Source organism: Bacillota bacterium, assembly GCA_030705925.1.
In the GTDB taxonomy this organism is placed as follows: domain Bacteria; phylum Bacillota; class Clostridia; order Oscillospirales; family Feifaniaceae; genus JAUZPM01.
The window spans coordinates 1-23,832 of sequence record JAUZPM010000031.1 but is presented as its reverse complement, the minus strand read 5'-3'; the positions used below and the strand labels follow the sequence as shown (position 1 = coordinate 23,832).

The 23,832-nt window shown below is 38.0% G+C and carries 25 protein-coding genes; 23 read left to right on the top strand and 2 right to left on the bottom strand.

Annotated features, from left to right (window positions below; translation table 11 throughout):
• Positions 1-12 precede the first annotated feature (12 nt).
• From sigE to Q8865_06265, 16 genes are all read left to right on the top strand, one after another.
• Positions 13-720, top strand: coding sequence for an RNA polymerase sporulation sigma factor SigE (gene sigE, locus Q8865_06340; GenBank protein ID MDP4153039.1), 708 nt, complete (start codon positions 13-15; stop codon positions 718-720).
• A gap of 113 nt (positions 721-833) precedes the next feature.
• A complete protein-coding gene (gene sigG / locus Q8865_06335) occupies positions 834-1,607 on the top strand; it encodes an RNA polymerase sporulation sigma factor SigG (GenBank protein MDP4153038.1) in 774 nt (257 codons plus the stop codon).
• Between the two features lie 111 nt (positions 1,608-1,718).
• Positions 1,719-2,339, top strand: coding sequence for a TetR/AcrR family transcriptional regulator (locus Q8865_06330; protein ID MDP4153037.1), 621 nt, complete (start codon positions 1,719-1,721; stop codon positions 2,337-2,339).
• A gap of 75 nt (positions 2,340-2,414) precedes the next feature.
• Positions 2,415-3,290 carry an ABC transporter ATP-binding protein gene (locus tag Q8865_06325; protein ID MDP4153036.1) on the top strand — a complete coding sequence of 292 codons (876 nt, stop codon included), beginning with the start codon at positions 2,415-2,417 and terminating at the stop codon, positions 3,288-3,290.
• 13 nt (positions 3,291-3,303) lie between these two features.
• The gene (locus Q8865_06320; protein MDP4153035.1) at positions 3,304-4,098 is read left to right on the top strand and encodes an ABC transporter permease subunit; all 795 of its coding nucleotides are present in this window, start codon (positions 3,304-3,306) and stop codon (positions 4,096-4,098) included.
• 69 nt (positions 4,099-4,167) lie between these two features.
• Entirely contained in the window at positions 4,168-4,962 is a 795-nt protein-coding gene (locus tag Q8865_06315; GenBank protein ID MDP4153034.1) for an ABC transporter permease subunit, read from the top strand.
• A 66-nt stretch (positions 4,963-5,028) separates the two neighbouring features.
• Positions 5,029-5,307 carry a YlmC/YmxH family sporulation protein gene (locus Q8865_06310; GenBank protein ID MDP4153033.1) on the top strand — a complete coding sequence of 93 codons (279 nt, stop codon included), beginning with the start codon at positions 5,029-5,031 and terminating at the stop codon, positions 5,305-5,307.
• A gap of 79 nt (positions 5,308-5,386) precedes the next feature.
• Positions 5,387-5,773 carry a large-conductance mechanosensitive channel protein MscL gene (mscL, locus tag Q8865_06305; protein MDP4153032.1) on the top strand — a complete coding sequence of 129 codons (387 nt, stop codon included), beginning with the start codon at positions 5,387-5,389 and terminating at the stop codon, positions 5,771-5,773.
• A gap of 14 nt (positions 5,774-5,787) precedes the next feature.
• A complete protein-coding gene (locus Q8865_06300) occupies positions 5,788-6,408 on the top strand; it encodes a TrkA C-terminal domain-containing protein (protein MDP4153031.1) in 621 nt (206 codons plus the stop codon).
• A 153-nt stretch (positions 6,409-6,561) separates the two neighbouring features.
• Complete coding sequence (locus Q8865_06295) at positions 6,562-7,569, top strand: ABC transporter substrate-binding protein (protein MDP4153030.1); 1,008 nt, start codon at positions 6,562-6,564, stop codon at positions 7,567-7,569.
• Positions 7,566-8,447: an ABC transporter permease subunit gene (locus Q8865_06290; GenBank protein MDP4153029.1), complete on the top strand. Its 882-nt coding sequence runs from the start codon at positions 7,566-7,568 to the stop codon at positions 8,445-8,447. The genes Q8865_06295 and Q8865_06290 overlap by 4 nt, the downstream gene beginning before the upstream one ends.
• Positions 8,447-9,622 (top strand): glycine betaine/L-proline ABC transporter ATP-binding protein, encoded by a 1,176-nt coding sequence (locus tag Q8865_06285; protein MDP4153028.1) that lies wholly within the window; start codon positions 8,447-8,449, stop codon positions 9,620-9,622. The genes Q8865_06290 and Q8865_06285 overlap by 1 nt, the downstream gene beginning before the upstream one ends.
• A 149-nt stretch (positions 9,623-9,771) precedes the next feature.
• On the top strand, positions 9,772-10,419 hold the full coding sequence (locus Q8865_06280; GenBank protein MDP4153027.1) for a DUF47 family protein: 648 nt from the start codon (positions 9,772-9,774) through the stop codon (positions 10,417-10,419).
• Positions 10,420-10,456: 37 nt separating this feature from the next.
• On the top strand, positions 10,457-11,140 hold the full coding sequence (locus tag Q8865_06275; GenBank protein ID MDP4153026.1) for a TIGR00153 family protein: 684 nt from the start codon (positions 10,457-10,459) through the stop codon (positions 11,138-11,140).
• Positions 11,141-11,247: 107 nt separating this feature from the next.
• The gene (locus tag Q8865_06270) at positions 11,248-12,222 is read left to right on the top strand and encodes an inorganic phosphate transporter (protein ID MDP4153025.1); all 975 of its coding nucleotides are present in this window, start codon (positions 11,248-11,250) and stop codon (positions 12,220-12,222) included.
• Positions 12,223-12,335: 113 nt separating this feature from the next.
• Complete coding sequence (locus Q8865_06265) at positions 12,336-13,310, top strand: inorganic phosphate transporter (protein MDP4153024.1); 975 nt, start codon at positions 12,336-12,338, stop codon at positions 13,308-13,310.
• Positions 13,311-13,376: 66 nt separating this feature from the next.
• Here Q8865_06265 and Q8865_06260 read toward each other — a convergent pair whose 3' ends face one another.
• Both Q8865_06260 and sigK read right to left on the bottom strand, forming a co-directional pair.
• Positions 13,377-15,254 carry an APC family permease gene (locus tag Q8865_06260; GenBank protein MDP4153023.1) on the bottom strand — a complete coding sequence of 626 codons (1,878 nt, stop codon included), beginning with the start codon at positions 15,252-15,254 and terminating at the stop codon, positions 13,377-13,379.
• A gap of 165 nt (positions 15,255-15,419) precedes the next feature.
• On the bottom strand, positions 15,420-16,178 hold the full coding sequence (gene sigK / locus Q8865_06255) for an RNA polymerase sporulation sigma factor SigK (protein MDP4153022.1): 759 nt from the start codon (positions 16,176-16,178) through the stop codon (positions 15,420-15,422).
• A 197-nt stretch (positions 16,179-16,375) separates the two neighbouring features.
• Here sigK and Q8865_06250 point away from each other — a divergent pair, with 197 nt between their 5' ends.
• From Q8865_06250 to Q8865_06220, 7 genes are all read left to right on the top strand, one after another.
• The gene (locus Q8865_06250) at positions 16,376-17,401 is read left to right on the top strand and encodes a polysaccharide biosynthesis protein (protein MDP4153021.1); all 1,026 of its coding nucleotides are present in this window, start codon (positions 16,376-16,378) and stop codon (positions 17,399-17,401) included.
• On the top strand, positions 17,398-18,507 hold the full coding sequence (locus Q8865_06245; GenBank protein ID MDP4153020.1) for a capsular polysaccharide biosynthesis protein CapF: 1,110 nt from the start codon (positions 17,398-17,400) through the stop codon (positions 18,505-18,507). The genes Q8865_06250 and Q8865_06245 overlap by 4 nt, the downstream gene beginning before the upstream one ends.
• Before the next feature lies 1 nt (position 18,508).
• Positions 18,509-19,639 carry a UDP-N-acetylglucosamine 2-epimerase (non-hydrolyzing) gene (gene wecB, locus Q8865_06240; protein ID MDP4153019.1) on the top strand — a complete coding sequence of 377 codons (1,131 nt, stop codon included), beginning with the start codon at positions 18,509-18,511 and terminating at the stop codon, positions 19,637-19,639.
• 168 nt (positions 19,640-19,807) lie between these two features.
• Positions 19,808-21,121: an extracellular solute-binding protein gene (locus Q8865_06235; GenBank protein MDP4153018.1), complete on the top strand. Its 1,314-nt coding sequence runs from the start codon at positions 19,808-19,810 to the stop codon at positions 21,119-21,121.
• Positions 21,122-21,193: 72 nt separating this feature from the next.
• Positions 21,194-22,141 (top strand): sugar ABC transporter permease, encoded by a 948-nt coding sequence (locus tag Q8865_06230; protein ID MDP4153017.1) that lies wholly within the window; start codon positions 21,194-21,196, stop codon positions 22,139-22,141.
• An 18-nt stretch (positions 22,142-22,159) separates the two neighbouring features.
• Positions 22,160-23,002 (top strand): carbohydrate ABC transporter permease, encoded by an 843-nt coding sequence (locus tag Q8865_06225; protein MDP4153016.1) that lies wholly within the window; start codon positions 22,160-22,162, stop codon positions 23,000-23,002.
• A gap of 124 nt (positions 23,003-23,126) precedes the next feature.
• A partial coding sequence (locus tag Q8865_06220) for an MBL fold metallo-hydrolase (protein MDP4153015.1) occupies positions 23,127-23,832 on the top strand: 706 nt, incomplete at its 3' end.

Here is a 23,832-nt window from a genome sequence, read left to right as displayed (position 1 = left end):
ATGAGGTGGATTATGAATATAGTAAAGTTTATTAAATCAATTTTATTTAAGCTGCATAAGTATTTTGCTGGTGAAAGCTTTTATATCAACGGTCCTGAGACTCTGCCTCCACCGCTTCGTGCCGAGGAAGAATCTGAGTATGTCAACCGCTTGATGCAGGGCGATGAAAATGCAAAGAAGACACTAATTGAGCATAATCTGCGTTTAGTTGTGTATATTGCACGGAAATTTGAGGGTACAGGCATTGGGGTAGAGGATCTTATCTCTATCGGCAGTATTGGACTTATTAAAGCTGTCAGCACTTTCAGAGCGGATAAAAATATAAAGCTTGCTACATATGCTTCACGCTGTATTGAAAATGAGATTTTGATGTTTTTACGCAAAAATGCATACAAGAAATATGAGGTTTCAATCGACGAACCGCTTAACGTAGACTGGGACGGCAATGAGCTATTGCTTTCAGATATTCTCGGAACTGATGAGGATACGATAGTTCACAGTATCGAGCAGGAGGCAGACAGCAGTATGATAAAAAAGGCGATATCCAAATTAAGTGCCCGTGAACGTAAAATCATGGAGTTCCGTTTTGGGCTTGTAACAGGTGAAGAACAAACGCAAAAGGACGTTGCAGACATGCTGGGAATATCGCAATCATACATATCAAGACTTGAAAAGAAAATAATAGCTCGTCTAAGACGTGAAATAAGCAAAATTTCATAGATGGTTTGGAATATTTTTCTACAGGAAATTGCCTCCATAACTTGATATAACTGAATAATCTATTTTTGCACGGCAATACTCATAATATTAAATTAGATGAGTGGGGGATTGCTGTGCAGTATAACAAAGTTGAAATTTGCGGCGTAAACACATCCAAACTCAAAGTGCTTTCAGGCGCGGAAAAAAAGGAACTGCTTGCAAAGATCAAAGCAGGGGATAATGAAGCAAAAGAAAAATTTGTTAGCGGAAATTTGCGGCTAGTTCTTTCAGTAATACAACGCTTCAATAACCGCGGCGAGGATCTTGACGATCTGTTTCAGGTTGGATGTATCGGTCTTATCAAAGCTATTAATAATTTTGACGTTTCGCAGAACGTGCAATTCTCGACGTATGCCGTCCCCATGATCATAGGTGAAATCAGACGCTATATGCGTGACAATAATGCCATAAGGGTAAGCCGTTCACTAAGAGACACAGCATATAAGGCGCTTACAGAGCGCGAAAGACTTACAAACATGCACAATCGTGAACCGAACGTTGAAGAGATAGCCAAAAGCCTCGAGATGCCCCGGGAAGATGTAGTTATGGCACTTGACGCTATCATGGATCCGGTGTCCTTATTTGAGCCGGTGTATTCGGAAAGCGGAGATTCGATTTTTGTTATGGATCAGGTCTGCGACAATAATAACAACGATGAAAACTGGATAGAAGAAATTGCTCTTAAAGAGGCGATTAACAGGCTTTCCGGAAGGGAAAAACGCATTTTGTCTAAACGTTTCTTCGAAGGAAAGACGCAGATGGAAGTTGCAGAAGAAATGGGTATAAGCCAGGCTCAGGTGTCAAGATTAGAAAAAAGCGCAATGAATCAAATAAAAAAGCATATTTAAATAAAAAACTTCGGAATTTTCCGAAGTTTTTTTAAATTTGCTATTGACCAATGCGGTCAATAGCAGTACAATTCACATTGACCGCATTGGTCAATTGAAAGGAGGCATGAAATGAAGGAAGCTGGCGGCAGCGATGAGGAAAAAAGAGAGCTTATTATCAATGCTGCATTAAAGCAATTTGCTCAAAATGGTTATGAAAAGGCTTCAACTAATGCAATCATTAAAGATGCCGGTGTATCAAAAGGGTTGCTTTTTCATTATTTCGAAAACAAAAAGCAATTATACGTTTTTCTGTTTCAACATAGCGCGGAACTTATTTTACAAGAACTTATGAAAAGGCTTGACAAGGATCAGACGGATTTTTTTGAAAAGATCAAGTGTTCTCAAAATATCAAACTTGATATTATGAGCAGGTATCCCGAAATGTTTAATTTTTTAAAATCAGCTTATTATGATTCAAACGGTGAAGTCAGAGAAGAAATAAAGAAATACACAAATTTAGATTTAAAGGAAAGCATGGCAATGCTATTTTCGAATACAGATAATAGTAAATTTAAACCGGGCATATCGCTGAAAGAGGCGATTAATATCGTAATTTGGACGGCGGAAGGATTTGCTGAAGAAGTTGTTAGGCGTAATGATGATTTTGATGCTAAGGCGCTTGCCGATGAATTTGATGGATACCTTAACATATTAAAGAGATCACTATATAAAGAAGAATCTATTGATTAAACACTGATAAATCGGCATCCGCAAGCCGAAATTGTGGAGAGTGCCAATTTGCTTGGCGCAGAATGGGAAGAGAATATGAATGTTATCGAGATCAAAAATTTAACGAAAAGTTATGGTAAGTCGAGGGGCATAGAGAACATAAGCCTTTCTGTTGAAGAGGGTGAAATCTTTGGGTTCATTGGACCAAATGGAGCAGGAAAATCAACAACGATCAGAACTTTGCTGTCTCTTATATATCCTACGTCCGGAAGCGCGACGATTTTCGGAAAAGACTGTATAAAGTATGCAAGTGATATAGCAAAGGATATAGGGTATCTTCCCAGCGAAGTGTTTTATTATGATAATATGCGTGTCAGAGACCTGCTTAAATATGCCGCTTCTTTTTATAAAAAGGATTGCAAAGCGAGAATAAACGAACTGTGTGACAGGCTTGAGCTTGATCAGAGCAAGAAGATAGAGGACCTTTCATTCGGCAATAGGAAAAAAGTCGGGATAGTGCAAGGACTTTTGCATGAGCCAAAACTAATTATACTTGACGAGCCAACAAGCGGATTGGACCCGCTTATGCAAAAGACTTTCTTTAACCTGCTAAAAGAAGAAAATGAAAAGGGTGCTACTATACTGTTTTCCTCGCACATTTTAAGCGAAGTGCAGCGGATGTGCAATAAAGTTGCGATAATCAAAGAGGGACACATTGTAAAAATTGAAAATATGAATGAACTGAAAGAAAACAGTTATAAAAAAGTTTTTATAGAATTGCCTTCACAAGTGGACAAATCATTCTTTTCCTTAGAAGGTATAAGCAAGCTTTCAGTTGAAAATGATACTGTAAGCTTCATCTATAAAGGAAACGTTAACCCTCTTGTGCAGAAACTTGCATCACTTAATATGCGGAATATAAGCATTGACGAACCAGACCTCGAAGAAATATTTATGCATTATTATAATTAAGAAGGTGGCATTAATGAATATATTTAAACATGAAATTGCCGCTTTGAAGGTCAGCATATTAAAATGGGCGCTTGGAATTTCTTTTTTAGCATTGTTTTGGACTGCAATGTATCCTAGTATCGCGCGGGACAGCGAAAACTTTAAAAAAATATTCAACGATTTTCCGCCTGACGTGTTATCAGCCCTTGGCGTTATGCTTGATAAAGTAACATCACTGAATGGCTTTTATAGTTTTATTTTTTCATATGTCAGTCTTTGCGGAGCTATAATGGCAATGCTTTGGGGGCTTACCGTTCTATCTAAGGAATCATCAGGAAAAACGATGGATTTTCTTCTTACAAAGCCTGCAAAAAGATCTGTGATATTAACAAACAAATTACTGGCTGTATTTTTTAGTATTGTTTTAGTTGATGTTATTTATTATGCCGTTACTTCTGCCTGCGCCTACTTAATGAATTATGATTTTGATGTAAAAGTGTTTATTCTCATAAACCTATCACTATTATTTATTGAAATAATGTTTTTAGCAATAGGCTTTATAATAGGGGCTGTATTTAAAAGGATCAAGGCTCCGGTTTCGGTGACGCTTGGCATTGTTGTCGGCTTTTTTGTAATTGGACTTCTTGACAGGCTGTTTGAGGATTCGGGAATTAAAAATATATCTTTACTTACTTATTTTGATCCTAATTCTATTATTTCCAATAGCTCGTATGACACTAAATATGTCATAATATCGCTTGCACTAAGCATTATCCTTATTATATTTAGTTATATTTTCTTCTCTAAAAAAGATATACACTCTGCATAAATGCATTAAGTTTGGCATCCGCTTGCCGAAAAAACGGAACCCGCTAATGGTGGGAATATGGAGTTTAGTATGAATATTTTTTATCGGGAACTTAGGGCAAATCGACGTTCTCTTATTTTGTGGTGCTTAGGCATGATATTTTTAATTTTAGCCGGCATGGCTAAGTTTTCCGCATATAAAGGCGCGGGACAGTCAGTTCAGCAGCTCATGAATTCTATGCCCAAATCGATTCAAGTTCTGCTTGGAACGTACAATTTTGATGTTACTACGGCAAAGGGGTTTTATGGGGTTTTATTCCTTTATATTATTCTACTTGCAGCGATACACGCGGCAATGCTCGGCGCATCAATTATATCGAAAGAGGAACGGGACAGAACGTTTGAATTTTTATATGTAAGACCTGTTACAAGAAATAAGATAATTACAGCGAAACTTGTTGCATCAGCAATTAACGTTTTCATACTCTGGATTGTGACATATGCTGTCTCTTTAGCCTATATTTCAAAAATAGCGCCTAACGAGAATGCTGGGAATTATTTGTCAACGCTTATGTTTGGAATGCTCTGTACTCAAGTTTTATTTTTAACGGTAGGCATGATGCTGTCTGCTGTTTGCAAAAAGTATAAGGCAGCTCCGGGAATGTCATCATTTCTGGTTTTTTTAACATTTTTTATGTCTTATGCTGCTGACTTAAATGGAAAACTAGATTTTCTAAAGTATTTTACACCGTTCCAGTATTTTAATGCTGTTAGATTACTGAATAACGGAATAAGTTTACTTTTTACGGCAATTACTTTCATTTTGATAATAATATCTGTTTTTATTACCTATATAGCTCAGCAAAAACGTGATCTAAAAGTATAAGCCGCTTTTGCAATACATCTTTCTATTCTGAATATACTATAATATGAATTATCGGGAGGAATTCGTATGTGCAGAATAGAAGATCTAAGGGCTAAAGAAGTCATAAATATCTGTGATGGAGCAAGGCTTGGTTATGTTTACGATGTTGAGGTCGATATTTGTACTGGACACTTGGTATCTATTATCGTGCCCGGACCGGGAGGATTTTGCGGGATTTTCGGGAGAAGGGACGAATATGTAATCCCGTGGTGTGAAATACAAAAAATCGGGGAAAATGTTATATTAGTAAATATCGATTTATCAAAATGCTTACCTCCGCCAAGACATTGCAAAAGAAAATTCTAAAACACGCACATCCATTAGCTTGAATGCATAGCACGCTTATGTTATCATAAAAAGAGCATTAGTTAATGGAGTGTTTATAATGAAAAAATTTATTGCTGAATTTAGAGATTTTGCTTTTAAAGGAAATGTGCTGGATCTTGCAATCGGTGTTATAATCGGCGGAGCTTTTGGCAAAATAGTGACGTCACTTGTAAATGATATAATTATGCCGATTGTTGGACTTTTGCTTGGCGGAATTGATTTTTCCAAGCTTAGTTTTAAGATTGGCGATTCTGTGATTGCTTACGGTAATTTTATTCAGAATGTTGTAGACTTTTTGATCATAGCCTTTTGTATTTTTATGTTTGTTAAGGTGATTCAAAAGTTTAAAAAATTATATGCTACTACAAGCTCGGCAAGCCCTGAACCGTCTAAGGAAGAGGCGCTGCTTACTGAAATAAGGGATATTCTTAAAAACAATAAATGAGACTGGGGACACACATGAATAATAAGTCTGAATTATCGGTTTATGAGCGAATTGCCCATGATATTGCAGGAAGAATTGCAAAAGGTGAACTTAGGGAAAATTCCCGAATAAGCGGAAGGTCGGTTTTAGCGGGTGAATATAAAGTTTCTCCTGAAACGGTTCGCAGATCGATAAATATTTTATCTGAAAAAGGAATTGTGTCAGTTTCACAGGGAAGCGGGGCTGTCATAATATCACGTGATAAAGCACTTGATTATATTAGACAGTCAGATATGCTAAACGATTTTTCAGATTTAAGGCGCAGATTGAAAGCATTATATCTTGAACGTGCCCAAATAGATGACAAAATCACTGGGGTTATGGATGAACTGCTTAATATGACTGAACGGTTTCGCTATACCGACCCTGTTCAGACGGTTGAATACGAGCTTGATTTCAGTTCACCCATTGTAGATAAGACAATCAATGAATCAGAGTTTCGAAAAAAAACTGGTGCAACAATAGTTGCATTAAAAAGAAAAGGCAAAATCATTCTTTCGCCTCCCGCTGATGAATACTTTTTGAATGGAGACGTCATAGTTGTCGCTTGTTCAGCGGATAGACTGAAAACGGTTGAAAATTTTATCGGGCAGTAAAATTATACTTAATAAAAGCAACGGAGTTCCGTTGCTTTTATTTTTTATCCGCAGGTGATGGCTTGCTTTTAGAAGAGACATATGTTATACTTTGTAAAGTAACAACTTATATCATAACGGAGGTTGCTTTAAAATGTTCAAGGAGTTGATAATATGAAAAAACGCTGCTTTTTAAAATTGATTTCGATATCTTTGATTATTTCTTTATTTGCGGGCTGTGCATCTGTAGCTACAGGCGGAGCTCAGAAGAAAGTCAAGATAGTATTCGGAGACCCTGACTGGGATAGCGTTCGATTCCACAACGCTGTTGCGGGTTTTATTGCAAAAACAGCATTTAATCTTGATACGGAAGAAATGAAAGGGACTACTCCAACAACATTGTTAGGACTAAAAAACGGTGATATAGATGTTTTGATGGAAATGTGGACAGACAATATAGCTACATACAAAGACGAAATTGAAAAAGGAACAATAAAAGAGCTTGGAGTCAATTTTGATGATAATAAGCAAGGCTTTTATGTTCCCCGATACGTTATATATGGAGATAAGTCCCGTGGCATCGCTCCTATGGCTCCTGATTTAAAAAGCGTTGCCGACCTTGCCAAATATAAAGATTTATTCAAGGATGAAGAACAACCAGGGAAGGGCCGTATTTATGGCGCGCTTTCCGGGTGGGATATAGATAATGTTATGTATAATAAATATAAATATTATGGACTTGATAAAGATTTTACATATTTCAGACCGGGATCTGACAGTGCAATGGTTGCGACATTTACATCAGCGTATGAACGTGGCGAGGCTATAGTAGGCTATTACTGGGAGCCTACTTGGATCATGGGCAAATACGACTTTGTTTTGCTGGATGATAAGCCTTATAATGTGACGGATTTTAAAGATGGAAAATGCGCTTGTCCGTCAGTCAGGGTTACAATATGCGGCAGTAATAATCTTTTAGAGAAAGCCCCAGAGTTTTCTGAATTCCTAAAGAAATATAAGACTTCAAGTGCTCTGACTTCTAAAGCTTTGAGCCATATGAATGAAACGGGTGCAACTTATGAAGATACGGCTAAGTGGTTTTTGAAAGAAAACAATTCTTTATTGGATGAATGGTTGCCGTCTGATAAGGCTGCAGAGGTTAGATCTGCTCTTGCACTATGAGTTTGCCAACTATTTTTACAAAGTTTCCGGAGGGCTGGAAAATCAATATAGCAAAGCCTATTGATGAAGCGGTATTTTATCTCAATAACCATTTTAAAGGCTTTTTCGATGCGATTAAAGCGGGGCTGCTTGCTCTTTTGGATTCGGTTGGCAACATACTGACTGCAATTCCGTGGTGGCTGATGATGCTGATTGTATTTGTAGTTGGCTGGAGAAGCAGCAAGAATATATTAAAGGGCTTAACATACTCTTTAATGCTGTTTTTAGTAGGTTTGCTCGGACTTTGGGATCTAATGAATGTCACACTTTCTATTGTGATTGTATCTGTAATCATTTCTTTAATTATCGGGCTTCCGATCGGTATCCTTAATTCTATGAGCCGCAATGCCGAGGGAATAGCAAAACTAATACTGGATGCAATGCAGACGATGCCGACATTTGTTTATCTTATTCCTGCTGTTATGTTTTTCGGTCTTGGGCGTGTGCCTGCTGTAATTGCTACTACTATTTACGCAACGCCTCCCGCAATACGTTTTACAAGTCTTGCTATTAATCAGGTGGATAAAGAAATGGTTGAGGCCGCTCGCTCTTTTGGCGCAACGAGAAGTCAGTTGCTATCAAAGGTTCAGATACCACAGGCAGTTCCAACAATAATGGCAGGAATAAACCAAACAACTATGATGGCTGTATCTATGGTTGTCACATGTGCAATGATCGGTGCAAGCGGGCTTGGGATGGAAGTGCTTACAAGTATTAATAGGATAGAGGTGGGCCGTGGTTTTACATCTGGCCTTGCAGTTGTAGTAATAGCGGTCATTATGGATCGGCTTACACAGGGGTGGTTCGGGAAAAATCACGTCCGTGAGGAGGGTAAATAGTGTCGGATACTATAATAGAGATTGAAAATCTCTCAAAATTATTCGGATTCAACACTGGAGGGGCTCTTAAACTTATTAAGGATGGGTTAGATAAAACTGAGATTTTGAAAAAAACAGGCATAACTGTCGGGGCAAGTGATGTAAGTTTTAAGGTGAAGAAGGGAGAAACATTCGTACTTATTGGCTTATCGGGAAGCGGGAAGTCGACGGTTGTAAGATGCCTTAATCTTTTATATAAGCCAACGACAGGCAAAATATTGTTTAATAGTGAAAATATTTTAGAATACAATAAAAAACAGCTTAGAGATTATAGGCGTAATAAGGTGGCAATGGTTTTTCAGCATTTTGGATTAATATCAAATAGAAACGTTTTAGGGAATGTGGCTTTTGGTCTTGAGGTAAAGGGCACTTCTCGTGATATTCGAGATAAGCGTGCCAAAGAAATGATAGATATGGTGGGTTTGTCAGGCTGGGAAAACCATCCCGTTACCGATCTTTCTGGCGGAATGCGGCAGCGTGTCGGCATTGCGAGAGCTCTCGCTAATGACCCTGAAGTGCTTTTAATGGATGAACCATATTCAGCGCTTGACCCTATAGTCAGACGGGATATGCAATTTGAACTTTTGAATATACAGAAAAAAGTAAAAAAGACTATTATATTTATTACTCACGATATTAATGAGGCGTTTAAACTTGGGGATACGGTTGCAATCATGAAAGACGGAAAGATCGTTCAGATTGGGACCCCTAACGATATACTTGCAAATCCTGCTAGCAGGTATGTTGAAGAGTTTGTCAGAGACATCGACAAAACTAAAGTATTGTCAGTAAAAAATGTGATGACAACTCCAACCGCATTTATACGTGCATCAGAAGGCCCTAATGCAGCTCTTAAGGAAATGAAAGCAACTGGTGTTTCCAGTGTTTTTGTCGTTGGGCAAAGCATGGAGCTATTAGGAATCCTAACAATAGATGGGGCGTTGAGTGTTAAAAACGGCACTGCAACCCTAGAAGAAGCTATGCTTAAAAATATTTTGACTACGCAGGAAGATGTATCACTCTCTCAGCTTCTGCCGGATGCTGCGGTGACTAAATTCCCTATTGCAGTAACAAATGGAAATAATATTTTGAAGGGTATTGTTACGAAAGCAGGGGTTATTTCATCGCTTGCATAATTCACTAAAAAGCAGGTATTGACCTGCTTTTTGCATCAAGTACCACTTTTTTCGTAGATAAAATTTTGGAGATATAAATAATTATTGACATGTAAAGATTTTGGAAGTATAATGTCAGATATTCTATTTATAAGGATAGTGAGAAATACATGTTTAAAAAAGGTAAAAAAGTGCTTGAACTTGTTGACAGACACTATAATGAAGTATGTGAATGTTTCAATCACTTTGACACATTTCTCAGCCTTTATTTAAAAAATGGTAAATCTGAGGAAACAGTTGATCAGTATCACAAAATCGATTTATTAGAGCATGATGCGGATTCCACAAGACGCGAAATTGTCAGCGATTTTCTGGAAGGAACATTGCTGGCGCAAACCCGGAAAGAGATTTTGCAGATTGTTGAATCAGTTGATAAGATTGCAAATAAAGGTCAGGATATTGCGAGACAGATGCTATATGAAAACGTCAAATTTCCTGAGTTTGTTGAATCAAATGTAACTGAGATTTCACGGCTTACGAAGGAACAGATCAGCATTTTGACTAAGGTGTTAGACATTTTATTCGATGATTATGATGTACTTATCAGGGACAATTCACTTCTTCACGAAATAAAAGTAATGGAGAGCAAGGTCGACACTGTTGAACTTGACGCTGTTAAAAAGCTTTTTGAATCAGACTTGGATCTTGCAGTGAAGAATCATATCAAATACTTTATTACTAAAATCGCAGACATTTCAGATCTTGTTGAGGACATTTCCGACGAGATTCAGGTAATGGTGGTATTTAGACGCGTTTAATATTATTCAGCTTGAATTATTGGAATAAAATGGCGGATTGAACCGTATAAGTGTAAAAGCAAAGGAGGTTTTTATGTTTAAAAAAGGCAAAAAGGTTATAGATTTGATTGACCGGCATTACAACCTTGTACTCGGATGCTTTAACAGTTTTGTTTCGTTTACTGAAAGCTTTTTTTCAAGCGGCGCCAGCGAGAAAACCATGGAATTGTGCAACAGCGTTGATATGCTTGAAAGAGAAGCGGATGCAGCCAGGCGCGGAATCGTTGACAGCTTTTTGGACGGTGCTATGCTGTCACAAACCAGGCGTGAAGTTTTGCAAATTGTTGAGGCTGTCGATAAGGTAGCTAATAAGTGTCAGGGAATTGCATGGCACTTGATTTATGAGAAAGTTGAATTTCCGGATGAAATCAAGCCTTCTATTTCTGAAATTTTAAGTATCACTAAAGAACAGCTTGATAAACTTACAACAGCATTAAATACATTATTTGATGATGATGATTCTCTTGTCGGAGACAGTGACGTATTACATGAAATAAAAAAGCTTGAAAGTAATGTCGACGAATTTGAGATTCGCGCAATAAAAACTATTTTTAAATCAGACAGACAGCTTGCGTTAAAAAATCATCTTAAAGAGTTCATATCGAGAATTGCAGACATATCAGATATCATTGAAGACATCTCAGATGAAATACAGGTAATAGTTGTATTCAGGAAGGTATAAAAATATAAATATCTAATTTTATACGGAAACACTTTTGCCCCCACTAAAACCAATGTTTTCGTGGGGCTTATATATTCCGTAGGAAAAACGAGAGAGTGAGTATAACAATGCAACACTATCTACAATATTTTCTTCTTTTGTCTGGCCTTTTCTTAGGCTGGTCTCTTGGAACAAACGATGCTGGAAATGCTTTAGGAGCTGCAGTCGGAACAAGGGTTATAAAATACAGAACAGCAACGATCATTGTTGCGGTATTTGTTATCATTGGTGCCTGCACCTCCGGCTACCGAAATATTACTAAAGTCAGCAGTTTTGCGAATACAAACGGCGTCAATTTAGGGATAAAATCATTCCTTGTGCTTCTTGCGGCTGGTATAACGGTAACTACAATGTCATTTTTGAAGATTCCGGTTTCGACAAACCAGTGCGTTACCGGTGCTATTGTTGGCTGGGGTGCTTCATGCGGCAGCGTTGATATGAAAAAAACCAGCGACTTTTTAATAGCCTGGGCAATAAACCCGTTTATTGCTATTGCAATATGCTTTGTACTGACATTTATAGTTACAAGATATCTTGAAAAAAGATTACATAAATTCATTATATATGATACCGCAATCAAAGTTGGTTACTGGGCCGTAGGTATTTTTGCATCATACACATTGGGTGCAAACAATGTTGCAAATCCTACAGGAATGTTTGTGGGACCTGATAATCTTCTTCCAAGCAAACTTGTTGCCGCGGCACTCGGAAGTATAGCAATTGCAATTGGTGCGTTGACCTTCAGCAGAAGGGTAATGACATCAATCGGAACGAGTGTCACAGAACTTACTGAACTTACAGGACTTTTGGTCGTCTTATCCTCAGCACTTGCAATATTTACATCAAATAGGCTAATGGGCGTTCCGGTTCCTACCGCTCATGCGACAATAGGTGCAATGATCGGAGCTGGGTTAGTAAAGGGCGTGAAGCACGTTAACTTTAAAGGTGTAAAAAATATTTTGACGGCTTGGCTGGTGTCGCCTACGGCGGCGGGGCTATTGACTTTCTTGATGGGTATAACCTATAAGGCAATAGTCAAATGACAAACCGTTTGGTTATCCAAACGGTTTATGTTTTTTATAGCTTTAAATCTAACGCGAAGGCGTTATCCTAAAAGGATTTACGCCTTCGTATATTTTTTGAAAGGATACTAATAATGCATCAATACCTACAATATTTTCTTCTTTTGTCCGGCCTGTTTTTGGGCTGGTCACTTGGCACTAATGACGCGGGAAGCGTTTTTGGGGCAGCAGTTTCAACCCGAGTAATAAGATATAAAACCGCTGTCATTCTAATTTCAGTTTTTGTAATTGTTGGGGCCTGCACCTCTGGGTATCGTAATATAACAAAAGTAAGCGGATTTGCAAATGCAAACGGCGTTAACGCGGGAATTAAGGCGTTTCTTGTTTTGCTTGCAGCGGGCCTGACAGTAACTGCAATGTCATATCTAAAGATACCTATATCGGCAAATCAGTGTATTGTAGGCTCAATTTTTGGCTGGGGCATTTCGTGCAGAAGTGTTGATATGATGAAAACTGGGGAATTTCTTTTAGCATGGGTTGTAAGCCCGGTTATTGCAGCAGCTTTTTGTTTTTTACTTACCTATGTAGTTACTCACTTATTTGAAAGACAGCTTCATAAGCTATTTGTTTATGATGCAGTAATTAAAATCGGGTATCTGGCGGCGGGGATATTTGCCTCATATACGATGGGTGCGAATAACGTCGCGAATGTCACAGGCTTATTTGTTGGACCAAATAATCTGCTTCCAAGCTCACTTGCCGCCGCGGCGATAGGGAGCGGGGCAATAGCTTTAGGTGTTTTAACGTATAGTAAAAAGGTAATGACGGCAATTGGGTCAAGCGTAACGAGATTGACAGACTTATCAGGTCTTATGGTTGTGCTCTCATCCGCCGCAGCGATATTTACCTGTAACCACTTTTTCGGACTTCCTGTGCCGACTGCAAATGCTACGGTCGGAGCTATGGTCGGAGCGGGACTTGTAAAGGGGGCAAAAAACGTTAACTTCAAAGTTTTTAAAAATATTCTAACAGCGTGGGTTGTGTCGCCTACGGCGGCGGGGCTTTTGACGTTTCTGATGGGAATTACTTATAAGGCAATAGAAAAATAACAAACCGTTTGGTGATCCAAACGGTTTGTTATTTTTTTATTGGTTTTTAGGGTTATTCATATATAACTAAGACATACTTTTCATTTTACCGGGATTATAATGGAATGGCATAATTATTGATGATACATTTTTGTGTTTTGATAAGATCTTTTCAAGGAAGTATGTTGTCTGGTTGTGCATAATAGAGTCATACCAGTGATCAGTTACGAATTTAATAATAATTACTGATAAGTTTTCACCGTGTCCTAAATTTGCTTCGCGATTTTTGATATACTCATTAAAAGGTTTGATTATATCCTGATACTGAGTGAGTACAATTTCAAGCTTAACAGGAATATTAAGGCTGTCCCACTGTTTACGAAGCTCTTCTGCGTGTTCTGGATGGCGGCATACGTGTAATGCTGTAATGTTATCAGAAATGGTATTTGCATAATTCAAAGATTTTAGAAGCGATTTGTTTATTGTTTGAACAAGCACTATGCACTGGCTTGTTTTTTTGCCAGTATTTTTATAATAAGGATTGAAGTCTTTTAGCTCAAGTTCTTTTGCTATTTGTGAATAGTGATTGTTTACGTATATCATCATTGCCATGATAATCGGTATGGCTATTATCACCATCCATGCCCCTGCTTTGAATTTAATGGAAACAACCACACATGTGCCTATAAATGTCATCAAGGCACCAAAAGCATTTATCCACATTTTATGCTGCCAGCCATTCTCTTTTGTACGCAGCCAACGTTTCACCATTCCATACTGACTGAGTGTAAAAGATATAAATACCCCGATTGTATACAGTGGAATCAAACGATGAGTATCAGCCCTGAACTGTATCATTAAAAGCGATGCAATAATGAAAATAAACATTATACCGTTGGAAAAGCTAAGCTTAGTTCCTCTGTGCGCAAATTGCCTCGGTACGTAATTGTCGCGGGCAAGAATATAAAGTAAAAGCGGCAGCCCGTTATAGGCAGTATTGGCGGCAAGAATAAGTATGAGAGCTGTAAATATTTGAATTATGTAATACATAAAGTAGAAAGCACTGTCACCGAAAACGGCTTGCGCAATTTGGGAAACTACTGTTACTCCTTCTACATGAACTACGTGAAGCTGAACTTCTAGTATTGTTGTACCGCCAAAAATGAAGATGATGACGCCGCCCAGCATGTATAATATATTTTTTGCATTTTTTTGTGACGGTTCCTTAAAATTAGGTATAGCATTGGACACAGCTTCAACACCTGTTAAAGCTGTACATCCTGAGGCAAATGCATGCAGCAATAAGACTAGAGATAACCCGGTCATCGAGTTAGTAAGGCTTTTCGTAACAGATTCGGGGTAAATAATCGGATGAAGCGCACCAGTTGCAAGCCCGATTAATCCAGTTACGATCATTATTGCCATTGAAAAAATAAAGATATATGTTGGCATTCCAAATATCTTTGATGATTCACGAATGCCGCGAAGGTTTCCAAGCGTTATTAAAGCTAGAAAAAATAAAGCAATAGGTACAGTGTGTTTAAGTAAACTTGGAAATGCTGATGTAATTGCCGCTGTTGCGGATGATATGCTTACTGCAACAGTCATAATATAATCCACGACAAGAGACGATGCGGCAAGAAGAGATGGATATTTCCCTAGATTCTCTTTAGATACATTGTACGCACCCCCGCCACTAGGATAGTGGTCAATGATCTGCGAATATGAGAAGATCAATATAAGCAGAAGCAATATAATAGGTAATGTTACAAGAGGGGCAACGCCGAATGCATTCATTCCGATTGCCGGAACAAGAACTAATAATATTTCTTCTCCTGCATAGGCAACAGAAGAAACTGCGTCACTAGCCATTATGGGAAGACCCCATAACTTTGACAGTTTTTCATGCTTGATGTCGCTGTTTTTTAGCGGTTTGCCTAATAAAATGTCCTTAACGTTTATCATTTTTCCCCCACCATTTTTATGATTATGTCGCTTTAGCATTTTAGCATATAATCATTAAGCGGGCAACGCTAAACTTACTAACATTTTTATTAAAATCTTATTAATATTTTAGTCATATTTCACAGTTGAATTTAAAGATCTAATTATATAACAGTTACAAATAAATTATTTTATTTTTGCTTTATTCCTTGGGGATCTCTTTTTTTTCTTTGACATTTCAATTTCATAGTTTATAAATGCCTTGTACAAATTTTGAAGCGCTTTTTTCTCGATCCTTGATACGTACGATCTTGAAATATTAAGAAGTTTTGCAATTTGCTGCTGTGTTTTCGGTTTTGTTCCGTTAAGCCCATAGCGCATTATTATAATGTTACGTTCTCTGTCAGTGAGCATACTATCCATGAATTTATGTAAAAGGGTAACCCGATTCTCTAGGTCGACATTGTCTATGATACTTTCCTCGCAAGATAAGATATCAATTAGCGACAGTGTATTTCCATCTTTATCCGTATCTATCGGATCATTGAGCGAAATGTCGCCTGCAGATTTTTTATAACTTCTAAAGTACATCAAAATTTCATTTTCTATGCATCTTGCGGCATAAGTTGCCAGGTGGGTGCCCTTTTTTATATCAAAAGTATCTATTGCTTTTATAAGTCCCATCGTTCCTATAGAAATCAAATCATCCTGATCATTTATACTTGAATAGTATTTTTTTATTATATGCACGACAAGGCGGAGATTTCGCTCGATTAGAACATCACGGGCATGCTTATCTCCCTCTCTTGAAAGCTGGAGGTATTTTCTTTCTTCTGCTGGAGTAAGCGGCTTTGGAAATGAACGTCCTCCTGACACATATAAGAGTAAAAATACTACATTTGTCATTACTACAGAAAGAAGAGGAGCTGCCGGCAGAAAAAACATATAATGACCTCCCGCTTTAAAATTGGGTATATTAATTTATATGTTACTTTGACTTAAATTAGAAAAAGGATAAATTCAGACGATGTAAAAAAAATACAGCAGTGCTATAATATAGGCAAGCGAACATAAACATATATTGAAATATATAGGGCTTAAAGTTATAATGAAATTATGTATTTTAAAGTAAGGGGATTAAAATGTTTAATGGTAAAACGCTGCTCATTACGGGCGGAACTGGTTCTTTTGGAAACGCAGTATTAAAACGTGCCCTCAACTCTGATATCGGAGAAATCAGAATTTTTTCAAGAGATGAAAAAAAACAGGATGACATGAGAAATCACTACCATAATGATAAAATCAAATTTTATATTGGCGACGTAAGGGACATTTCAAGTGTCAAATCGGCAATGTACAATGTTGATTATATTTTTCATTCCGCGGCGCTTAAACAGGTGCCCTCTTGCGAGTTTTTCCCCCTTGAAGCGGTAAAGACAAACGTTATTGGAACAGATAACGTTTTGACAGCGGCAATCGAAGCCGGTGTTAAAAAAGTGATTTGTCTTTCAACAGACAAGGCTGCTTATCCTGTTAATGCAATGGGCACTTCAAAGGCAATGATGGAGAAGGTGTTCATAGCTAAATCACGCACGATTTCTCCAGATAAAACATTGATATGCGGGACACGCTATGGCAATGTCATGTGTTCGAGGGGATCGGTGATTCCGCTGTTTATTGAACAGATAAAAAACAATCTTCCGATAACGGTAACCGAGCCTTCAATGACGCGCTATATAATGAGCCTTGAAGAGGCTGTAGAACTTGTGATCTTTGCATTTGAACATGCTGAAACCGGAGATATAATGGTTCAGAAAGCGCCAGCATGTACAATCGGGGATTTAGCGCAGGCAGTTAAGGAGTTATTTAATGCGCCAAACGAGGTAAAAATAATAGGTGTTCGCCATGGCGAAAAATTGTATGAAACGCTTTTAACTAAAGAAGAATACGTAAAGGCTATTGACATGGGCGGCTTTTTCAGGGTTCCGGCTGACACTCGCGACTTAAATTATGATAAGTATTTTATTAACGGAAATCAAAAACTTGCATGTGGAGAAGATTACAATTCCAACAATACCGAACAGCTTGATCTTGAAAAAGTTAAGAAGAAACTCTTGACTTTGGATTACATAAGGCAAGAATTGGAGAATTGGAGAAGAAGAGTATGAAAATTCTCGTGACAGGTGCGAAAGGATTCTTAGGCAAAAATTTAATAGCAGAGCTTAAAAACAGAGGATATAGAGAATTATTATGCTATGATTGTGACTCTGATCCATCACTGCTTGATATTTTTACTGCAGAATGTGAATTCGTATTTCATCTTGCGGGAGTTAACCGACCTAAAGACACGAATGAATTCATACAGGGCAATTTTGAATTTACATCCAGACTGATAGACTGTCTGAAAAGAAATAAAAATAAAGCTCCTATTGTTGTATCATCATCGATTCAAGCGGTTAAGGATAACCCATATGGGGCAAGCAAAAAGGCGGGGGAAGACGCTCTGTTCGATTATGCCGCAGATTCAGGCGCAAAGGTCATGATATACAGGCTTCAAAACGTATTCGGGAAATGGTCAAGACCAAATTATAACAGCGTCGTAGCAACCTTTTGCAATAATATTGCACATAGTTTGCCTATACAAATTAACGATCTTGAGGCTAAGCTTAATCTTATATACATAGACGACGTTGTAAATGAATTCATAAGAGCGCTTGAAGGTAAAGCAAATTATTTCGGAAACTTCTGCCGGGTCGAGCCGGTTTATGAAGTTACACTTGGCGAATTATCGAAACGAATATACTCTTTTAAAGAAAGCAGGGAAAATTTATTTATTCCAGATTTTAGTGACGATTTTACTAAAAAACTGTATTCTACATATTTAAGTTACTTGCCCCAGGATGAATTTTCCTATCAGTTAACGCCCCATACTGATCATAGGGGATCATTTACTGAGTTTATAAAAACCTCAGATTTCGGACAGGTATCTGTTAATGTTTCTGTACCGGGAGTTACAAAGGGAAATCATTGGCATCACACTAAAAATGAGAAATTTCTTGTCGTATCTGGAAGCGGCATAATACAGTTCAGACGCGTTGGTGATGAAAATGTAATATCATATCCGGTAAGATCAGACAGACTTACGGTAGTTGATATACCGTGCGGGTATACGCACAGCATCACTAATACAGGCGACGGCGATTTGGTTACAATAATGTGGGCAAGCGAGCCGTTCGATAAAGATAATCCAGATACGTATTATATGGAGGTTTAAAGTGGATAAATTAAAGGTAATGACAATTATAGGCACAAGGCCGGAAATCATTAGGTTGTCAGCCTGTATAAAAGCATGTGATAAATATTTTAAACATGTATTTGTACATACAGGGCAGAACTGGGACTATACACTTAACCAGGTGTTTTTTGATGATCTGAACCTTCGTTCTCCCGATTATTTTCTTGACAGTGTCGGTGATAATCTTGGTGAAACAATGGGAAATATAATTGCAAAGTCTTACGATGTAATGGTCAAAGAAAAGCCTGACGCGCTTTTGATTCTTGGCGATACAAATTCTGCCCTTTCTGCAATTAGCGCAAAGCGTCTGAAGATCCCTATTTTCCATATGGAAGCTGGCAACCGCTGCTTTGATGAAAATGTTCCGGAAGAAATAAACAGACGTATAGTGGATCATATCAGCGATATAAATCTGCCTTATACAGAACATTCACGACGCTATCTATTAAGCGAGGGCTTGCGCGGAGAACGCATATTCGTTACTGGGTCTCCTATGGCCGAGGTGCTTCGTGACCATATGGAAAATATCAATAAAAGCGATATATTAAATAAGCTTTCACTTGAACAAGGCAAATATATAGTCGTCTCTGCTCATAGAGAGGAAAATATAGATAATGAGAAAAACTTTTTTTCTCTTATGAACGGGATTAACAATATAGCAGAACATTATAAAATGCCTGTGATTTATTCAACTCACCCTCGCAGCATGAAGTTTATAGAAAATAGACACTTTAAATTTAATCCACTTGTTCAAAATTTAAAGCCGTTTGGATTTCTTGATTACAATAAGCTTCAGATGAATAGTTACTGCGTTCTGTCTGACAGCGGCACATTATCTGAGGAAAGCGCAATGCTGGGTTTTTGCGGAGTTTTGCTTAGAACTTCGACAGAAAGACCTGAAGTGCTTGATAAGGGGACTGTCGTTATCGGAGGTATAAATGGAAATGATGTTGAGCAGGCTATAGATATTGCTGTGTCGATGCGTCAAAATAAAGAGGTAACCATTTTGGCGCAAGACTATATGGATAAAAATGTGTCTGTTAAGGTTGTAAAGATAATTCAAAGTTATACAAAAATCATAAATAAGTTTGTATGGGATAAAAACTGGTAATGTTTATGAAACTATACTGTTAAAATGAACTAAAATGATTTGACTGATTTGTACATAACTCCTAAAAATGCGGAATGAAATAATAATCTGTTGCAATATATGACGAAAATATATAAAATTAAAATAATGATTTCAGAGACGCGATTATAAAACTTAGGAGGAAAGTTCATGAAACCAGTTAAAAAGTTATCGCTTCTTGTGGCACTAGCAATGTCCCTTGGTCTCGTGGCGGGATGTTCCAGTACCGGAACAAATGGTGGAAAAGCGGGAGTTGCCGGCCCGATTGAAATCACACAACCTATTACCATTTCATTTTGGCATACCCACTCTGATCAGGGGCTGACAGCGCTTAACAATGCAATTGCTGCATACAAGCAAAAGTTCCCGAACGTTACGATTGACCCTGTATTTCAAGGAACATATTCAGAACTCAGCCAAAAGCTGACGGCTGCGCAGGTCGCGTCTACACTGCCAGCTATGACGGTTTTGGAGTCAGCACTTATTCCGCAGTATGCTGATTCGGATTTCATGCAAGATCTGAATGGTTATGCTAAGGCTGATAAAGTTGATTTGGCCGACTTTGCAGAAGGTATGCTTAAAGCTTATGCCTACAACAACAAGCAGGTTGCTCTACCTTATATGGTAAGCACCGAATGCATTCTTTATAACAAAGATATAGTAGACTCTGAAAAGCTTACTATTCCTCAGAAATGGGGCGAAATGGAAGCCTTCCTACAAAAGGCAACAAAATTTGATGCAGCCGGAAAGCCCACACGTCAGGCAATGGCAATTGGAGCTTGGGACCCGTGGTATTATGAGCCATGGTTTTTAAATCAAGGCGTTAACTTAATAAATTCTAACAACACGACTGATATTGCTTCTGATAAATCGGTTGGAATTGTCAAACAATTTAAACAGTGGATGGATAAAGGCTATTTACAGATGCCATACGGCAAGGGTGCATCTACAAATATGCGGCAGGCTTTCATTGATGGAAAATTTGTTGCAGTTGAATATACCACAGCATTGATAGACATGTTTGTCCAGAGTTGCAAATTCAATGTTGGCGTTTCGTTTTTACCCGGTGCTGATAAACGCAATTCAATGATTGGCGGATGCGGAATAGTTATTCCGAGTAAGATATCTGACGATCAAAAGAAGGCAGCATGGACCTATTTAAACTTTGTAACATCGCCTGAATATAACATTAAGTGGGCGACAGATGTCGGTTATATGCCTACCCGCCACTCTTCAGTAAAATCAGCGGACGGTAAAGCATTTCTTGAAAAGAAACCGCAGTATGCTGCTATATTCAATGAATTCGATAATGTATCAATGAGAATAAGACATTCAAGTTACACAGAACTTTCGAATTATTATAAAGAAGCTATTGGAAAAGTTTGCATTGAGGGCGCGGATCCAGCGACAGTGCTTAAAGATGCCGAAACCTCGATGAATGCCGTATTTAAAGAACTATCCTAATAGATTCAGAGAATGGGATTGACATGGAAAACAATCCCATTCTCGTTTTAAGATTAGAAAGGATACTGGTAAATGGAAAAAGAAAATCAACTTTCACCTGCAGTTTCTAAACAGGCTAATAAAAGACTGACTAACTACCGAAAAGCCGAAAAATTTAAGGATTTTCTGTGTGTCGCGCCGTCCCTGCTTTTTTTATTCGTGTTAACTTATTATCCTGTATTTAATTCATTTTATATAAGCCTTACAGATTGGAACCTGCTTAAGTCCACAAAACACTTTAAGGGTTTTGATAATTACAAGTGGCTGTTTGCTGGGACAGGTTGGGATACGTTTAAAGATTCAATAAGAGTAACTTTTGAATACACGTTTTTAGAAGTGCTTATTGCTATCGTAATTGGTATTCTTCTTGCAGCACTTTTTAACAATATGTCAAAAAGCTTTTCAATAATGCGTTCTATCGTCTTTATGCCGCATTATATTGCAATGTCTACCGGAGCTGTTATTTTTACTTGGATTTTAAATACTGATTTTGGCATACTAAACATTTTCCTTGAAAAATTGGGCTTTGCAAAAATAGAATGGCTTAACTCTTCAAAGAACGCACTGTTTGCAATAGTAATGCTAACAGGGTGGAAAGCCGTCGGTTATACTATGATGATTTTTCTTTCCGGTATAAGGGGCATTCCTGTTGACTATTACGAAGCTGCAAGCCTTGACGGCGCCGGATTATTTAAACAATTTACAAGTATAACACTTCCCCTTTTATCACCGACTACGCTATTTATATTTGTTACAACTTTTATAGATTCAATGAAAGTATTCCAGTCGGTAGAAGTTATGACAAACGGCGGACCTTTAAATGCAACAAAGGTTATTGTTTACTGGATTTACGAACTAGGATTTGTAGACTACAAGACTGGCCGTGCATCGGCAGTAGTCGTTTTGTTCTTCTTGTTCTTGTTACTGTTTACTGCGCTCACAATGCGTGTTACTAACAAGAATGTTCATTACGAAGGTTAAGGGGGAGAGTAAATATATATGTCACCACTTGTTAAAAAACGTTTATTCTTTTCTCTTCAGTTTATCTTAGCACTTGCGGTAACACTTATAATGATGTTTCCGATTTATTGGATGTTTATAACATCGGTAAAGTCTCAGCAGGAAGTTTTGCAGGCAGTGCCTACGCTTTGGCCATCTCAATTCCATTTTGAAAACTTTTCAGTTGTAATGAAAGCTGCACCGTTTGGACTGTATACGAAAAATACTATTATAATGACTGTAGGAATTATGGTATTGCAGCTTGTAATAGGTATATTTGCGGCATACGGATTTGCAAAGGGCTCTTTCTGGGGACGTGACAAAATGTTTTTGCTGGTTCTCGGCGCAATGATGGTTCCTCATCAGGCAATATTCATTCCACTGTACCTTATTGTTGCAAAGCTAAAATGGATAGATACGTTTGCAGGATTAATAATACCAAACGCTGTTTCTGCATATGCAATTTTTCTATTGAGACAAACATTTAAATCAATAAATGACAACTATCTCGAGGCAGGCAGAATCGATGGGATCGGACGTATTGGGCTTATTTTCAAAATACTCGTCCCGATGTGTAAGCCTACTGTTATAACCCTTACAATTATTACCTTTATAAATGGTTGGAATCAGTATTTCTGGCCTCTTATAGTAACTAATAAGGAAACAGTCAGACCTATTACTCTGGGACTTGCAAAACTCAAACGCGCATATGCCGGACTTGAAGTTCAAAACTTTAATGAGATCATGGCAGGGTCAGTTCTTGCTATCCTTCCTATAGTAATTTTGTTTATTGCTCTTCAGAAGTATGTGGTTAAAGGCGTTGCAAATGCATCTTTAAAATAATACTGACAAGCAGCCGGAATTTACCCGGCTGCTTAAATTTATCAAATATTAAATTCGGTAGGGCGCTCGCCTCAAAGAGGCGCAGCTGTACAGCAGTATCTGTACAGCACGTGGGGATGAAATTATGAGGTTTAAATATATTAGAATTATTAGCCTTTTGCTTGCTGTCTTAATACTTTTTACTGGCTGTAATGCGATTTTTGACACATCAGGAGATAAGGGACAGTTTACTATTCGCGCATTTAAGCTAGACGCTAAAGATAAATCTGGGGACAGTCTTCTTCTAAAATCGCCAGACGGTAAAACAATGCTTATTGATGCTGGACTTCCTGAGTGTTCTAGCCAGCTTGTAGGCTATCTAAAGAAACTGAATATCGGCAAACTCGATTATGTAGTTGCCACACATCGCCATGTCGATCATATAGGCGGGATGCCGACTGTACTGGATACTTTTAAAGCGGACACTGTTTACACAACCGATATGCCCTACAATACCGAAATCAACAAAAAGTTTAACGAGGCTATAACCCGTAACGGGTGTAAAAACGTATATCTTAAACGTGGTGATACGTTTGATTTTGGCAGCGATATCAAAGTTGAAGTGCTTAACCCTGAACCGGATATTGTTATACCAAAAAACTTTGTACCGGAAGATAATGCGTATTTTCTTAATGATCGATCCATAGTTTTGAAAATGACATACGGGCAAAAAACCTTTTTATTCTGCGGAGATCTTTATAAGAGCCGCGAGGTTGAACTTGTTAATTTATATGGGGATAAGCTAAATGCCGACTTCTTAAAGGTGCCGCATCATGGAGCTGCAACTTCGT

Excerpts from the sequence above, each read along its gene's own strand:
- sigE (MDP4153039.1), top strand. The coding sequence starts at position 13 with ATGAATATAGTAAAGTTTATTAAATCAATTTTATTTAAGCTGCATAAG.
- Q8865_06330 (MDP4153037.1), top strand. The coding sequence starts at position 1,719 with ATGAAGGAAGCTGGCGGCAGCGATGAGGAAAAAAGAGAGCTTATTATC.
- Q8865_06325 (MDP4153036.1), top strand. The coding sequence starts at position 2,415 with ATGAATGTTATCGAGATCAAAAATTTAACGAAAAGTTATGGTAAGTCG.
- Q8865_06320 (MDP4153035.1), top strand. The coding sequence starts at position 3,304 with ATGAATATATTTAAACATGAAATTGCCGCTTTGAAGGTCAGCATATTA.
- Q8865_06315 (MDP4153034.1), top strand. The coding sequence starts at position 4,168 with ATGAATATTTTTTATCGGGAACTTAGGGCAAATCGACGTTCTCTTATT.
- Q8865_06310 (MDP4153033.1), top strand. The coding sequence starts at position 5,029 with ATGTGCAGAATAGAAGATCTAAGGGCTAAAGAAGTCATAAATATCTGT.
- mscL (MDP4153032.1), top strand. The coding sequence starts at position 5,387 with ATGAAAAAATTTATTGCTGAATTTAGAGATTTTGCTTTTAAAGGAAAT.
- Q8865_06300 (MDP4153031.1), top strand. The coding sequence starts at position 5,788 with ATGAATAATAAGTCTGAATTATCGGTTTATGAGCGAATTGCCCATGAT.
- Q8865_06295 (MDP4153030.1), top strand. The coding sequence starts at position 6,562 with ATGAAAAAACGCTGCTTTTTAAAATTGATTTCGATATCTTTGATTATT.
- Q8865_06290 (MDP4153029.1), top strand. The coding sequence starts at position 7,566 with ATGAGTTTGCCAACTATTTTTACAAAGTTTCCGGAGGGCTGGAAAATC.
- Q8865_06280 (MDP4153027.1), top strand. The coding sequence starts at position 9,772 with ATGTTTAAAAAAGGTAAAAAAGTGCTTGAACTTGTTGACAGACACTAT.
- Q8865_06270 (MDP4153025.1), top strand. The coding sequence starts at position 11,248 with ATGCAACACTATCTACAATATTTTCTTCTTTTGTCTGGCCTTTTCTTA.
- Q8865_06265 (MDP4153024.1), top strand. The coding sequence starts at position 12,336 with ATGCATCAATACCTACAATATTTTCTTCTTTTGTCCGGCCTGTTTTTG.
- Q8865_06260 (MDP4153023.1), bottom strand. The coding sequence starts at position 15,254 with ATGATAAACGTTAAGGACATTTTATTAGGCAAACCGCTAAAAAACAGC.
- sigK (MDP4153022.1), bottom strand. The coding sequence starts at position 16,178 with ATGTTTTTTCTGCCGGCAGCTCCTCTTCTTTCTGTAGTAATGACAAAT.
- Q8865_06250 (MDP4153021.1), top strand. The coding sequence starts at position 16,376 with ATGTTTAATGGTAAAACGCTGCTCATTACGGGCGGAACTGGTTCTTTT.
- Q8865_06245 (MDP4153020.1), top strand. The coding sequence starts at position 17,398 with ATGAAAATTCTCGTGACAGGTGCGAAAGGATTCTTAGGCAAAAATTTA.
- Q8865_06235 (MDP4153018.1), top strand. The coding sequence starts at position 19,808 with ATGAAACCAGTTAAAAAGTTATCGCTTCTTGTGGCACTAGCAATGTCC.
- Q8865_06230 (MDP4153017.1), top strand. The coding sequence starts at position 21,194 with ATGGAAAAAGAAAATCAACTTTCACCTGCAGTTTCTAAACAGGCTAAT.
- Q8865_06225 (MDP4153016.1), top strand. The coding sequence starts at position 22,160 with ATGTCACCACTTGTTAAAAAACGTTTATTCTTTTCTCTTCAGTTTATC.